Raw genomic sequence first — 13,407 nt, 5'->3', positions numbered from 1 at the left:
GCCCCCGAAGGGAGCGGGCGCGTTCGACTGACGGCCGTGGAACGGACGTCAGTGGTGGCGCTTGGTGATGACGTACGACTCGACGTAGCCCGGGGCGGGGGAACCCACACCGGTGACGTCGTCGTAGCCCTTGACCGCCTTCAGCGAGCTGTCCTGGCCGAGGCTGCGGACCGAGGTGGCCGTGCCGCCCGTGGCGTCGAAGCCGTTGACGAAGTCGACGCGGGCCACGGCGTACTGCTTGCCGCCCGGGGTGTCGGTGACGTCGTGGTACGACTTCGAACCGGCCTTGGCGTAGATCGACGGGTTGGCGAAACCGATCGCCTTGCCGCCGCGCGCCTCCTGGGCGAGGGCCTGGACGGCCGCGATCACCGGAGCGGCGAGCGAGGTGCCGCCGATGCGGTACTCGCTGTACTGCTCGGTCCCGTCCGGGAAGGCCTGCGTCTGGCCGACCTTGAAACCGGTGTTGGGGTCGGCGATCGCCGCGATGTCCGGGACGACCCGGTTGCCCGCCGCGTTGTTGGCCTTGGCCAGCGCGTCCGGGACGACACCCTTCTGGTAGTAGGGCTCCGCCACGGTCTTGCTGGTGCCGCCGCCGGCACCCGAGGTGAACGCGCCCGGGAACCCGGTCCAGCTCTTGCCGTCCGTGGACAGCGTGGCCTTCTCGGTGCCCCAGCCGGTCTCCCACAGGTACGAGTCGCCCTTGCCGACCGCCAGCGAGGTGCCGCCGACCGCCGTCACCCACGCCGAGTTGGCCGGGGTGTCGACCTGCTTCGTACCGGTGTTGGCGACCTCGTCGCCGTTGTCACCGGAGGAGAAGTAGAAGCCGATGCCCTCGACCGCTCCGAACTGGAACGTCTGGTCGTAGGCGGCGGCCAGGTCCGGGGTCTGGTTGGCCTCGATGTCGCCCCACGAGTTGGAGACGATGTCGGCCAGGTGCCCGTCGACGATCTTGTTGAGCGAGTCGAGCAGATCGTCGTCCTGGCAGGAGGCGGCACCCACGTACGTGATGCTCGCGCCCGGCGCGACCGCGTGCACGGCCTCGACGTCCAGGGTCTCCTCGCCGTACCAGCCCGAGGCGTCGCACTCGTCCGGCCCGGTCAGCGTGTACTTCTTGGGCAGCACCTGACGGAGCTGACCGCTGGAGTACGCGGCGTCGCCGTGCTTTCCGGCGTAGGTGGCCGCGTCGAAGGCGATGGTCGGCGAGGCGTACGCGTCGGTGATGGCGACACGCACGTTCTTGCCGGTCCGCTTGCCCGCCCCGTACGCCGCGCGCAGCTGCTTGCCGGTGTAGCCCTGGACGGCGTACGGGATCTTCGTTCCGTACGCGTCCGGCAGGGTGCTCGCGATGTTCGACCCGTAGTACGACGAGAACGGACCGGAGTTCTTGAACACCGCGCCCGGACCGGGCAGCTGGTCGGAGTGCGTCGCCTTGTGCGGAGCGTTGTCCAGGCCGGTGACGGTCAGGACGGCGCCGTTCAGGGCGGCGGGAGCGGAAGCCGTCTTCGACGGCGCCCGGTACACCTTGTTGCCCTTGGTGTAGTTGTGCAGCTTGGTGCCGAACGCCTTCTCGGCGGCGGCCACGTCACCGGTGACGGAGACGTAGTGCTGCGTCGTTCCGGTGACCTTCAGGCCGGCCGACTTCAGCCAGGCGTTCACCGCGGCGACCTGGGCCTTGGTGGCACCGAAACGTGACTGCGCCTTCTTGGCGCTGAGGTACTTCCCGTACGAAGCCGAGTGCGGGTCGGACACGGACCTGGCGTACGCCGCCAGCCCCTTGGCGTCCCGTCCGGCGAAGTACACCCGGGCCGAGACCTGGGAGCCGGCGGAAGCCGCTCCCTTGTCCGCGTGGGCGGTGGCCCACGCGGGCTTGGTGCCCGCGAGCGTGACCCGGCTCGGGCCGTCCGCGGCGTGGGCCGCGGGTATGCCGAGCGCCAGCGCGCCGGCGAGCAGGGGCAGGGTCGCCGCCAGGCTCACTCCGGCGCGCGCGGTGGCGCGGTTGGATCTCATAGAACCCCCTGCGATGCGATTCGTCGCATGTAGTGGTTGCGGTGATCCACGCGAAAGCCCCACGTCCTGCCGGAGCGTGAGGAATGGATCACAGATGGGGGCCACTCTTACGGTGAACCGTTCATGCCAGGGGAATGAAAAACCCAAGGAAAGACCAAGTGGCGGCAACTGGCGATCATTTGGGGTGGTTTGACGTGCACCCTCGCTCATAGTCAAGGGTTTTCCCTCGATCCCGATCGGGGTCCTGTAAAGGGGTGCCGGGCTTCTGTGAGCGGATCGAGTCCCCGCGGCGTGTCGAAGGTGTGAAGCAGCCGGAGTTCGAAGACTTCCACCGGAACGGACGGGGCGTCCGCCTGCGGGCGGCCCTCGCCGCGGTGGGCGACCGGCAGTCGGCCGAGGATCTCGTGGCCGAGGCGTTCGCCAGGGACTGGGCGGCCTGGCCCCGGGGCCGCGGCCATCCCGCACCCCGCGCGTGGATCGTCCGGACCGCGCTCAACACCCGTGTCTCGTGGTGGCGTCGGCACCGTCGTCCTCGTCCATGACCCGGCGGCCGTGCCCGTCCGCACCCAGCTCTTCATCGGCTGTCCGGACAAGGCCCGGCTCACCGTCACCCACGGCCGTCCCGGCTCGGCGGGAACGGCTCGTTCCCGCCGGGGTCACCCTGAAGTGCGGTACGGAACGGCGCGGTTGACCGCAACGGCGCGGGGGTGAACGGGTGCGGCGCACCGCACCCGTTCACCCCCGCGTCTCCGCCGTGATCGACCGGACAGGTCCTAGTCGCGCGGTTTCGCGCCCCGCGCCTTCAGCATGTCGGCCATCATCGTGATCTCCGACTGCTGGGCGTCGACCATGCCCTGCGCGAGCCGCTTCTCCACGCCGACCTCGCACTTGGCGACACAGCCCTCGGCCATGTGGATACCGCCCTTGTGGTGATCGGTCATCAGCTGGAGGTAGAAGACCTCCGCCTGCTTCCCGCCGAGCGTGCCGAGCCGCTTCATCTCGGCGTTCGTGGCCATGCCCGGCATCAGCGCGCCGTCCTTGCCGGACGCCATGTCACCCATGCCCATCCAGGTCATCGGCGCGTCCGAGGACACCTTCGGCAGCTCCCACAGGTCGAGCCAACCGAGCAGCATGCCGCGCTGGTTGGCCTGCGTCTGCGCGATGTCGTACGCGAGACGCCGTACCTCCACGTTCTTCGTGCGGTCCCGCACGATGTACGACATCTCGACGGCCTGCTGATGGTGGACCGCCATGTCCCGGGCGAAGCCCGCGTCCGCGGAGTCGGCGGCGGGCGTCCGCGTCCCGGAGCCGGAGCCGGAGCCGGAGCCGTCGCCGTCGGCGACCGCGTACGTGATCGCCCCCGCCGCGACGAGCACGGCCGCCGCGGCACCCGCGACCCACCCGACGTGCCTCACTGGGACAGGCCGTTGGTGCAGGCCGCGCCCGGCTCGGGGGTCTGCTTGCCCTGCACGAACTCGGCGAGGAACGCGTCGACGTTCTTGTCGTTCGCGCCGGTCACCGTGCGCTGCTTGCCCCAGGCGCTCATCATGATCGGGTCCTTCTGGTCCTCGACCGGGCTCATCAGCGTGTACGGGGTCTTGCGGACCTTGGCCTCGAGCGCCTTCACATCGGCCTTCGACGCCTTGCTGTTGTACGTCACCCAGACCGCCCCGTGCTCCAGGGAGTGCACGGCGTTCATGGGGTTGACGGCCTTGGCGTAGACGTCGCCGTTGCAGTTCATCCAGACCTGGAGGTGGTCACCGCCGACCGGCGGCTCCATCGCGTACGTCACGGTCTTCGTGACGTGGTTGCGCGTCAGCGTGCCCTTCCAGGTCCTCACCCCGTCCGCGCCCGTGACGAAATGCCCCGAAGCCTGCTTGGAGTCGCTCGCCGTGCTCTTCTTCGCGTCGTCCGACTGCGACCGGGCGAGCGCGACACCACCGGCGACGAGACCGGCGACGACGACCGTACTGGCCGCGATCACGAGGAACCGGTTGCGCCGCTCACGGGCACGCTCGGCGCGGCGCAGCTCCTCGATGCGCTCTTTGCGCGATCCGGTGCTGGTGTTCTTGGCGGAACCCATGGTGAGTCCTTATGAGGATGGGACGGGCGGGTCCGCCGATCGTAATCGGGAAGCAGGGGGCGTCGGCAGGGAGGGCACGGGAATGGCCCGGGTTGCTCACGGGATTGGCCGAAGAAGGGGTGGACGCGGGCGGGCGCACGGGGATGCGGACCCCGAAAGAATATTTGAACCGCGGATGCGCATTACCTACCCTGGCGGGTATGCGGTTGCTGCGCTCCACCGACCTGGCCCTTCGCGTCCTGATGCGACTGGCCGTCACCGGCGACTCGACGCCCACCACGCGCGAGGTCGCGGCCGACATGCAGGTCCCCTACACGCACGCCGCCAAGGTCGTCGCCGAACTCCAGCACCGCGGACTGCTCGAGGCCCGGCGCGGCAGGGGAGGCGGCCTCACGCTCACCGAGAAGGGGCGCGGGGAGTCCGTCGGCACGATCGTGCGCTCCTTCGAGGGAGAGGGCGACGTCGTCGAGTGCGAGGGCGACACGCCGTGCCCGCTCGTCTCGGCGTGCCGGCTGCGGGGCGCCCTGCGGCGGGCTCAGGAGGCCTTCTACGCCTCACTGGACCCGCTGACCATCGCCGACGTCGTCGCCGAACCGACCGGGCCCGTCCTGCTGGGCATCACCCGCAGGCCGTAGAGGCCCGGACGGGCCGGTACGGACCCGGACGGATCCGTACCGCCTTCGGGTCAGGACGAGGTGTCCGCGGTCTTCATGGAGGCGACGGCGTCCGCGATGGTGGAGCGGTACAGGCCGAGCTTCGGCTTCAGCACGAGCGCGCCCGACCCGAGCGGGAAGTTGCGGGTGTCGGCGTCGGCCATGTGGTCGCCGTCGGCCAGGACGTTCAGCTCGTCGATGCCGGAGACGGTGCCGGTGGTCGCCCCGCTGGGGTCGAGGTCGATGACGGCGTAGGCGGTCCGCCCGGCGTACACCGGGTAGGCGGGGGCTCCGCCGAGCCCGCCGGGGACCAGCGGCTTGACGGTCTTGCCGCCCTGGGCGTTCGCGCCGTCCAGGTAGACCTGCGGGTAGTAGCTCAGCCCGCAGGCGCTCGCGCCGTTGTTGTGTACGGCGATCACGCGCCGGCCGGCCGCGTCGGCCGGGGTGGTCATGCTCACCGAGAGCTGCCCGGCCGGGCACGGGTGCCGGTAGGCGTAGCTGTCGCTGGTCGCGTTGCCGCCGCCCCCGGCGCTTCCCGACCCCGAGCCCGCCTTGGAGCCGGAGCCCGCCTTCGTGCCCGAGCCGGACGACGACTTCCGGGCGGAGGAGCTGCCGGCCGCGCCGGTCGTGCCGGTCGTGCCTGCCGCGGAGGCCGTCGGAGAGGCGCTCTGCGCGCCGCCGCCCGTCTCCGGAGCCGAGGACCTCGTACCGGATCCGTCGGACCCGCAGGCGCCGAGGGCCAGGGCGAGCGCGGTCGTGGCCGTGGCGGCGAGGAGAACGGACTTGTTGCGGATGGTGCTCACGATGGATCCCCCGAAGATGCGTACGGCGAGCGCCGGGTCCACCGGCGTGCCGTGCCTGAACTGCTGACATGCATCAGTCTTGGGTCCGCCGCTCACGTCACGCTGACGTCGTGCTGCCGTGCCGCTGACGTCCGTCCTGTGACCGTGCGCACACGGCGCTGCCGACCGGGTGCCTGCGGTCGGGGGCGCCCCGCACGGCGTCTCCCGGCCGGGGCCGGGGCCGGGGCCGGGGCCGGGAACGGGAACAGGCCGGGAACGGGCCGGGAACGGGGAACGGGGCCCGGTGCGTACCGGACCCCGCTCCCCGTGGGCGGCCCCGCGGCGACCGCGTCCGCACGCGGCCGCCGGGCACACCCCGGCCCCGGCCCTGACCCTGGGCCGGTCCCGGCCCTAGTCCTGGGCCAGCCAGAGGTCCGGTCCGAACACCTCGTAGTGGATGTCGGAGGCGGGCACGCCCTTCGCGAGGAGCTGGGTCCGTACCGCCCGCATGAAGGGCAGCGGACCGCACAGGTAGGCGTGCGTGCCGGGCCGCACGGTCACATCGGCGAGGTCGACGAGACCGGTCCGCCCGGCGGGGTGGCCCGGCTCGGGCCGCTCGTACCAGAAGTGGGTCTCCGCGTCGGCGAGCTTGCCCGCGAACGCCTCGTGGTCGGCGCGCAGCGCGTGCTCGGCGGGGGAGCGGTCGGCGTGCACCACGGTGACGGGCGCCTTGTGGCCGGAGATCGTCAGCTGCTCCAGCATGGCGATCATCGGGGTGACCCCGATGCCCGCCGAGGCGAGGAGGAGGGGGGCGTCCGTGTCGTCGAGGACCAGGTCGCCGTACGGAGCGGAGACCTGCAGGACGCTGCCCTCGCGGACGTGCGCGTGCAGATGGGTGGAGACCTCGCCCTCGGGGCTCGGCATCCCGGTGCTCTCGTCCGCGCGCACCCGCTTGACGCTGATCCGGCGCACCGGGGAGCCGGGCGCGCAGGAGAGGCTGTACTGGCGTATCTGGCGGGCGCCGTCCGGGAGTTCGACGCCGACGGAGACGTACTGGCCCGCGCGGAAGTCCGGCAGGGGCGCGCCGTCGGCCGGGCGGATCAGGAAGGTGGCGACGTCGGCGGTCTCCTCGACGCGCTCGGTGACCACCCAGGGGTGCAGGGCGCCGTCGTCCGCGTTCTCGTCGTACAGACGCCTCTCGATGGCGATCAGGGCGTTCGCCATGAGCCAGTACACCTCGTCCCAGGCGGCGGCGACCTCCGCGGTGACCGCGTCGCCGAGCACCTCGACGATGGCGGCGAAGAGGTGCTCGTGCACGACCTTGTACTGCTCGGGCGCGACACCCAGGGAGGCGTGCTTGTGGGCGATGCGGCTCAGCATCGCGTCGGGCCGCTCGTCGGGGTGCTCGACCAGATGGGTGGCGAAGGCGGCGATCGACCCCGCCAGGGCCTGACGCTGGGTGCCCGCGGCCTGGTTGCCGCGGTTGAACAGGTCGCGGAGCAGCTCGGGGTGGGCGGCGAACAGCCCGGCGTAGAAGCGCTCGGTGATCTCGCCGATGGCGGCGCCGACGACGGGGAGCGTCGCGCGGACGGTGACGGCGGATTCTTCGGACAGCATCGGGACTCCTCAAAGCCGGGGCCGGAGCGGTGGGTTGCACCCCTCCGCATGAGCCGCACACTAATCAAACTTGCATTTGAGATGCAAATTAAAACGCGGGTGACGGGTGAGTGCCGGCAGGCCCTTACTGGGGGCGGGGGTGAGCAGGCAGTATGTGCGACAGAGCAGGACACCTGCCGTACGCGAGGCGTTCAGGCCGAGGCCGCCCGGCCGATCATGGTCGGCAACGCGCATGAAATGGTGTTGTGGTGGGATGCTCAGGTGCGCCGATCGTCTTCGAGGCGTGGGAGCAGGCGGCCTGACCAGCAAGGATGGGTGGAAGCGGAAGATGGACAAGCAGCAGGAGTTCGTGCTCCGGACACTGGAGGAGCGTGACATCCGGTTCGTACGTCTGTGGTTCACGGACGTGCTCGGCTTCCTCAAGTCGGTGGCCGTGGCCCCGGCCGAGCTGGAGCAGGCCTTCGACGAGGGCATCGGCTTCGACGGCTCCGCTATCGAGGGCTTCGCCCGTGTATACGAGTCCGACATGATCGCCAAGCCGGACCCGGGCACCTTCCAGGTGCTGCCCTGGCGCGCCGAGGCCCCCGGCACGGCCCGCATGTTCTGCGACATCCTCATGCCGGACGGCTCCCCGTCCTTCGCGGACCCGCGCTACGTCCTCAAGCGCGCCCTCGCCAAGACCTCGGACCTGGGTTTCACCTTCTACACCCACCCCGAGATCGAGTTCTTCCTGCTGAAGGACCGCCCGCTGGACGGCTCGCGGCCCACCCCTGCCGACAATTCCGGCTACTTCGACCACACCCCGCAGAACGTCGGCCAGGACTTCCGCCGCCAGGCCATCACGATGCTGGAGTCGATGGGCATCTCGGTCGAGTTCAGCCACCACGAGGGCGCCCCCGGCCAGCAGGAGATCGACCTGCGCTACGCCGACGCGCTCTCCACGGCCGACAACATCATGACCTTCCGGCTGATCATGAAGCAGGTCGCGCTGGAGCAGGGGGTGCAGGCCACCTTCATGCCGAAGCCGTTCTCGGAGTACCCGGGCAGCGGCATGCACACCCATCTCTCCCTCTTCGAGGGCGACCGCAACGCGTTCTACGAGTCCGGCTCGGAGTACCAGCTCTCCAAGGTCGGCCGCTCCTTCATCGCGGGCCTGCTGCGGCACGCGGCGGAGATCTCCGCCGTCACCAACCAGTGGGTCAACTCCTACAAGCGCATCTGGGGCGGCTCCGAGCGCACCGCGGGCGCCGGCGGCGAGGCCCCCTCGTACATCTGCTGGGGCCACAACAACCGCTCCGCCCTCGTCCGGGTGCCGATGTACAAGCCCGGCAAGACCGGCTCGGCGCGGGTCGAGGTCCGCTCGATCGACTCGGGCGCGAACCCCTACCTCGCCTACGCGCTGCTCCTGGCCGCGGGCCTGAAGGGCATCGAGGAGGGCTACGAACTCCCGCCGGGCGCCGACGACGACGTCTGGGCCCTCTCCGACGGCGAGCGCCGGGCCATGGGCATCGAGCCCCTCCCGCAGAACCTCGGCGAGGCCCTCTCCCTCATGCAGCGCAGCGAACTCGTCGCCGAGACCCTCGGCGAGCACGTCTTCGACTTCTTCCTGCGCAACAAGAAGGCCGAGTGGGAGGAGTACCGCAGCGAGGTCACCGCGTTCGAGCTGCGGAAGAACCTGCCGGTGCTGTAAGCGCAGGTCAGGGACGTTTTCTCTTGTCCGGCACGCGGGGCCCACGGTCATCGACCGTGGGCCCCGCGGCCGTCCTCACCACCTCTGGGCCGTCTGCGGGCCGTCCGCCCCGGAAACGCCGCCCTCGTACATGCTGTCCACGGCCCGCCGGGCGCGGCCCTCGCTGCTCGGCAGCAGGTGCGTGTAGACCCGGAGCGTGAAGCCGGGGTCCGTGTGCCCCAGGTAGGTGCTCAGCGCCTTGACGTTCTCGCCCGCGTCCAAAAACACCGACGCGTAGAGTCGTCCTCCACGGCCGCGATCGCCCATGCCCTCGCCGGCGACCACGGAGTCGAGGCGGAACTGCTCGACATCGCCGAAGGCCGTACAACCAGCTACCTGGCAGAGACCGCGTACTTCCCGAAGGTCGCCGCTCGGTCATGGCGCTGGGCGCCGGAGACGAAGGAGGCGGCTCGCGCTCTCGAGGAGACAAGGCTCCCCTCCGACCTGGCCGCTGCCGCCGTGATGAGACGGTGGGCAGGCCTCAAGGACACCTCGCCGGATCTTGCTCTCGTACTAGAGGGGCTGCACTCAGGTCCGGAGGGCGAATCGGCCTGGCCCGTTGTCCCTGGTAGTACCTCGATGGCCTCCGCGATGCCCGGCACAATGACGTCGGGCCTGCGGAGCCCTTCGGCCCATTCACGACCATTGGCCACCCAAAGTGTCCGCAGGGTGTGCTCGCTCACGGAGCCGATCAGCACAAGGCGACGTCATGTGAGCGACGTGGCGCGCTCAGGAAAGACGGTCCGTCCGTGCCTGGGTTCGACATGGTCAACTCCCCGGGCCTGCTGCGGTCTGTCGACCAGAAAGTTCTGTGGCCTGCCCCGATGGTCCAAAACGGCCCGGACGGCAGGGTTTTGTGTGGCGGCCTCCTTGAGAATCAGGTGCCAGAGTTGTCGACGAACCCCACGATATCGAGGTATTCGATCTTGGGCGGGACGCCATAGATCCCCGTCACCTTGTCGACGATCTCCTCCGTGAAGAAGGCACGGGCTTTCTCCACGTCATCCCACACGTAGAAGTTCCTTGCCCGAACGCCGTCTTCGTCGAGCATGAAGCTCTTGAAACGAAGGCCGGCCATGCCTTCGAACGGTTCTCGGAGTTCGTCGGCAATCTTCGCGAGAGTTGAACGATCGAACTTGTCGGTCTGCGTGAAAGTCACGAGCACGCCAATCATCGGGCCTCCTGTCGATTGGGTGAGCAACAGTCGATCGAGTGACGCCAGTGGCGGATCCTGGTACACACGGCCAGAAAATCCGGTCGTTAAGGTGTGAATATCAACGAACCAGAACAGATTATCGCGAACTATCTTAGATAGCTCGGTGATGTCGTACCTTGCCGGACCGGGCATTCAATACCAGCGCATCTGACCAAGTGATGAGTTCGCCGCTCGTGGTGGTCACCGTCTCGCTACGCTCGGTGTGTGTGGAGGGGGGCGGCATGACGGGTGTGGAGATCGCGATCGGGTATGTGTTCGCGTGGGCGGTTCGCAAGGCGCGCCGGGTGGCGGGGCGGGCGGATGCCGAGGTGGATCTGGCGCTCGACGGGGCGATGGACCGCGTGCACGGCGTGGTGGCCCGGCGACTGGGCAACGATCCGGAGCTGGAGCGGCTGGAGGCGGAGGCGGCGGTCGGCCAGGACGAGCCGAGTGCTCTGACCCGGCAGCGGGTCGAGGAGGCTGTCTCCCGGGCTGCGGATGAGGACGCCGGTTTCGCGCGGGAGCTGGATGCGGCGGTGTCCGCGGTGCAGGAGGCCGCAAAGGCTGCGGGTGGCGCGGTGGCCGGGGCCTATGGGCTGGCGGTGGGCGGTGACCTGTCGGTGAAGGCGGAGGGGGGCTCCTTCGCGGCGGGTGTCGCCAACATCCAGAACGGGGTGCACCTGGGAAACCCTCACCAGCCGGGGACGGACCGGCCCTGACCGGACCCGGAGGAACGGACGCTCCCCGGTCGGGCGTTCAGGCCAGCAACGGGTCATTGGCCGCGCACGCTTTCCGGGCCGACAACGTCTACTTCGGTGCTTCCCAGTCTGTACCCGAGCCCGTTGCGGTCACGGTGGCGCCGCCGTTGGGCCTGCGCGATCCGCAGCGCCCGTTGCGGGGTCGCAAGGCATTGCTCGAGCAGCTGGAGTCGGCGCTGTCCGTACCGGGCAGCCCGATGGTGCAGGTGCTGTGTGGGTTGGGCGGTTCGGGGAAGACCGCGATCGCCCTGGAGCTGGCTTGCGAGCGGCTCGGCCGTGGGCAGCGAGTGTGGTGGGTCGACGCGCGGCAGGGCAGCACGCTGGAGGCGGGTTTGCGGGCGGTGGGCCGGCAGGCCGGCGCGTCCGAGGATGAGTTGCGGGCCGGGGATACGGCGGACGTGCTGTGGTCGTGTCTGGCCCGGTACGAGCGGCCGTGGCTGCTTGTGGTGGACAATGCCGACGAACCAGCGTTGCTGGACGGTCCCGGGAAACTGAGCGAGGGCACCGGCTGGATCCGGCTTCCCGCCGCAGGCCGCGGCAGCATCCTGGTCACCACCCGCGACAGCACCCGACAGACCTGGGGAGGCGCCTGCGCCCTGCACCCGGTGCTCCCCCTGACCGGCGAGGGCGTCACGGACGCCGCGCGGATCCTGCGCGACCACGCGGGTGACGCGGCTGGATCCTGGGACGACGCCCGGCACCTGGCGCGACGGCTGGGTGGTCTTCCTCTGGCCCTGCGGCTGGCTGGCACCTACCTCGCCGACGCCAACGCCGTACCGGCTCCCTACCGCGAGCCGGACACGCCCATGGATTTCCGCTCTTATCAGGCCACGCTGGACCGGGGCCTTGAGCACGTGGACCGGGGCAGTGTCATCGACCAGACCTGGGCCATGTCCCTGAAACTGCTGGAACAGCGCGGCCTGCCCCTGGCCCGGCCCCTGCTGAGGCTGATCGCCACCTTCGCCGACGCCCCGCTGCCGTACACCCTGCTCCTGACCCCGCGAACGCTGGCCCGTGCCGGGGAACTGGCGCAGCTCGACGGGCCCGGCGTGTGGAGCCTGCTCACCGCCCTGGCCGGTCTGGGTCTGGTGGACCTCCAGCCCGCGACCGGCTCCAATGCGCTGCCCGTCCTGCGCGTGCACCCACTGGTCCGGGACGCGAGCCTTGATCCCGCAGCACTCGGCACCGCCGTCCAAGCACTGCGCAGTGCCGCAGTGGCACAGGAGACGGGGATGCCGGAGGAACCGGATCACTGGGAGCACTGGGCACTCCTGCAGCCTCATGCCCTGGACCTCTTCCACCGTGCTGCGGACAGCGAACCACCCGATCAGACGATCGGAAATGCGGCAGTCACAGCGGCCAATCTCACAGCGCGCCATCTGCGTGCCAAGGGCTTGTACACGCAGGCCCGCGGCGAGTTCGAGGCCGTCCTCGCCCACCAGCGAGACACCCTCGGCGATACCCACCCGAACACTCTGACCACCCGGAACCAACTTGGCGGGGTGCTGCGGGAGCTGGGGGAGGTGGAGCAGGCCCGCGGCGAGTTGGAGGCTGTCCTCGCCCACCAGCGAGACGCCTTCGGCGACACCCACCCGAGCACTCTGACCACCCGGCACAACCTCGCCATGGTGCTGCGGGAGCTGGGGGAGGTGGAGCAGGCCCGCGGCGAGTTGGAGGCTGTCCTCGCCCACCGACGCAGCGCCATCGGCGACACCCATCCGAACACTCTCATCACCCGGAACCAACTTGCCATGGTGCTGCGGGAGCTGGGGGAGGTGGAGCAGGCCCGCGGCGAGTTAGAAGCCATCCTCGCCCACCAGCGAGACACCCTCGGCGATACCCACCCGAACACTCTCACCACCTGGCACGAACTCGCCGGGGTGCTGCGTGACCTGGGGGAGGTGGAGCAGGCCCGCGGCGAGTTAGAAGCCATCCTTGCCCACCGGCGCGTCATCCTCGGCGATACCCACCCGAGCACTCTGACCACCTGGCACAACCTCGCCGGGGTGCTGCACGATCTGGGGGAGGTGGAGCAGGCCCGCAGCGAGTTCGAGGCCATCCTCGCCCACCGACGCAGCGCCATTGGCGATACCCACCCGAACACTCTCATTACCCGGCACTACCTCGCCGTGGTACTGCGCGATCTGGGGGAGGTGGAGCAGGCCCGCAGCGAGTTGGAGGCTGTCCTTGCCCACCGGCGCGTCATCCTCGGCGACACCCACCCCCACACTCTCGCCGTCCGGCATGCCCTTGCCAATCTTCGATAGCCTCGTGCGATCGGCTGAAGGTCAGGTGACTCTCCGACCGAGGCTTGGGAGCTACAAGGAGGGACGGGGCCCAGCGAGTTGGAGAGGAGTTCCCGAATCCCCCAGGTGTCCCCCAGCAGCGTCCGGCGCGGGATGAACCGCAGGCGGTGAAGGGCGAAGGAAGCCCGCTGCAAATCTGCCGACTCGGTCGAACGGTCGGCTGGAGTTGCTGGCGGATCGGGCTTGGGCCGGGCCGTCGGAGGGCGGCCAACGGTGACCGACAACGACCGTGGACGGCCGCTCGGTCGCAGGTCACCGGCGCCGTGGTGCGGATCGT

General features: G+C 69.9%; 13 protein-coding genes. 6 read left to right on the top strand and 7 right to left on the bottom strand.

The features are described from left to right. Window positions 1–48: 48 nt before the first annotated feature. A complete protein-coding gene (locus tag ACH4S8_RS19985; RefSeq protein ID WP_398395692.1) occupies window positions 49–2,007 on the bottom strand; it encodes a protease pro-enzyme activation domain-containing protein in 1,959 nt (652 codons plus the stop codon). 302 nt (window positions 2,008–2,309) lie between these two features. Here ACH4S8_RS19985 and ACH4S8_RS19980 point away from each other — a divergent pair, with 302 nt between their 5' ends. Next, window positions 2,310–2,549: a sigma factor gene (locus ACH4S8_RS19980; RefSeq protein WP_398395690.1), complete on the top strand. Its 240-nt coding sequence runs from the start codon at window positions 2,310–2,312 to the stop codon at window positions 2,547–2,549. Between the two features lie 231 nt (window positions 2,550–2,780). Here the strand turns inward: ACH4S8_RS19980 and ACH4S8_RS19975 are convergent, their stop codons facing one another. Continuing rightward, window positions 2,781–3,422, bottom strand: coding sequence for a DUF305 domain-containing protein (locus tag ACH4S8_RS19975; RefSeq protein ID WP_398395688.1), 642 nt, complete (start codon window positions 3,420–3,422; stop codon window positions 2,781–2,783). Then, a complete protein-coding gene (locus ACH4S8_RS19970; protein WP_398395686.1) occupies window positions 3,419–4,090 on the bottom strand; it encodes a DUF3105 domain-containing protein in 672 nt (223 codons plus the stop codon). Before ACH4S8_RS19970 ends, ACH4S8_RS19975 begins: the two co-directional genes overlap by 4 nt. A 200-nt stretch (window positions 4,091–4,290) precedes the next feature. Here ACH4S8_RS19970 and ACH4S8_RS19965 point away from each other — a divergent pair, with 200 nt between their 5' ends. Beyond that, the gene (locus ACH4S8_RS19965; protein WP_398395684.1) at window positions 4,291–4,725 is read left to right on the top strand and encodes an RrF2 family transcriptional regulator; all 435 of its coding nucleotides are present in this window, start codon (window positions 4,291–4,293) and stop codon (window positions 4,723–4,725) included. 50 nt (window positions 4,726–4,775) lie between these two features. On the opposite strand, the gene ACH4S8_RS19960 is transcribed toward ACH4S8_RS19965, so the two are convergent. Continuing rightward, window positions 4,776–5,546 (bottom strand): DUF4232 domain-containing protein, encoded by a 771-nt coding sequence (locus ACH4S8_RS19960; protein ID WP_398395682.1) that lies wholly within the window; start codon window positions 5,544–5,546, stop codon window positions 4,776–4,778. Window positions 5,547–5,936: 390 nt separating this feature from the next. Beyond that, complete coding sequence (locus ACH4S8_RS19955; RefSeq protein ID WP_398395680.1) at window positions 5,937–7,142, bottom strand: globin domain-containing protein; 1,206 nt, start codon at window positions 7,140–7,142, stop codon at window positions 5,937–5,939. A 328-nt stretch (window positions 7,143–7,470) separates the two neighbouring features. Here ACH4S8_RS19955 and glnA point away from each other — a divergent pair, with 328 nt between their 5' ends. Further along, on the top strand, window positions 7,471–8,832 hold the full coding sequence (gene glnA / locus ACH4S8_RS19950) for a type I glutamate--ammonia ligase (protein WP_037623919.1): 1,362 nt from the start codon (window positions 7,471–7,473) through the stop codon (window positions 8,830–8,832). A 75-nt stretch (window positions 8,833–8,907) separates the two neighbouring features. On the opposite strand, the gene ACH4S8_RS19945 is transcribed toward glnA, so the two are convergent. Continuing rightward, on the bottom strand, window positions 8,908–9,099 hold the full coding sequence (locus ACH4S8_RS19945) for an integrase (protein WP_398395677.1): 192 nt from the start codon (window positions 9,097–9,099) through the stop codon (window positions 8,908–8,910). Between ACH4S8_RS19945 and ACH4S8_RS19940 the strand changes: the two genes are divergently transcribed. Continuing rightward, a complete protein-coding gene (locus ACH4S8_RS19940) occupies window positions 9,010–9,849 on the top strand; it encodes a DUF1932 domain-containing protein (protein ID WP_398395919.1) in 840 nt (279 codons plus the stop codon). The two genes, ACH4S8_RS19945 and ACH4S8_RS19940, sit on opposite strands and share 90 nt — an antisense overlap. Here ACH4S8_RS19940 and ACH4S8_RS19935 read toward each other — a convergent pair. Next, window positions 9,749–10,045 carry a hypothetical protein gene (locus ACH4S8_RS19935; RefSeq protein WP_398395675.1) on the bottom strand — a complete coding sequence of 99 codons (297 nt, stop codon included), beginning with the start codon at window positions 10,043–10,045 and terminating at the stop codon, window positions 9,749–9,751. The two genes, ACH4S8_RS19940 and ACH4S8_RS19935, sit on opposite strands and share 101 nt — an antisense overlap. 200 nt (window positions 10,046–10,245) lie before the next feature. On the opposite strand from ACH4S8_RS19935, the gene ACH4S8_RS19930 reads away from it, so the two are divergent. Both ACH4S8_RS19930 and ACH4S8_RS19925 read left to right on the top strand, forming a co-directional pair. Then, on the top strand, window positions 10,246–10,785 hold the full coding sequence (locus tag ACH4S8_RS19930) for a hypothetical protein (protein WP_398395673.1): 540 nt from the start codon (window positions 10,246–10,248) through the stop codon (window positions 10,783–10,785). A gap of 56 nt (window positions 10,786–10,841) precedes the next feature. After that, on the top strand, window positions 10,842–13,091 hold the full coding sequence (locus tag ACH4S8_RS19925) for a tetratricopeptide repeat protein (RefSeq protein WP_398395671.1): 2,250 nt from the start codon (window positions 10,842–10,844) through the stop codon (window positions 13,089–13,091). Window positions 13,092–13,407: the final 316 nt, after the last annotated feature.

The sequence above is a fragment of the Streptomyces sp. NPDC021080 genome, assembly GCF_044333225.1.
Lineage (GTDB): Bacteria > Actinomycetota > Actinomycetes > Streptomycetales > Streptomycetaceae > Streptomyces.
The sequence above is the reverse complement of the archived record's forward strand: the minus strand, read 5'-3'. Positions and strand labels throughout refer to the sequence as shown.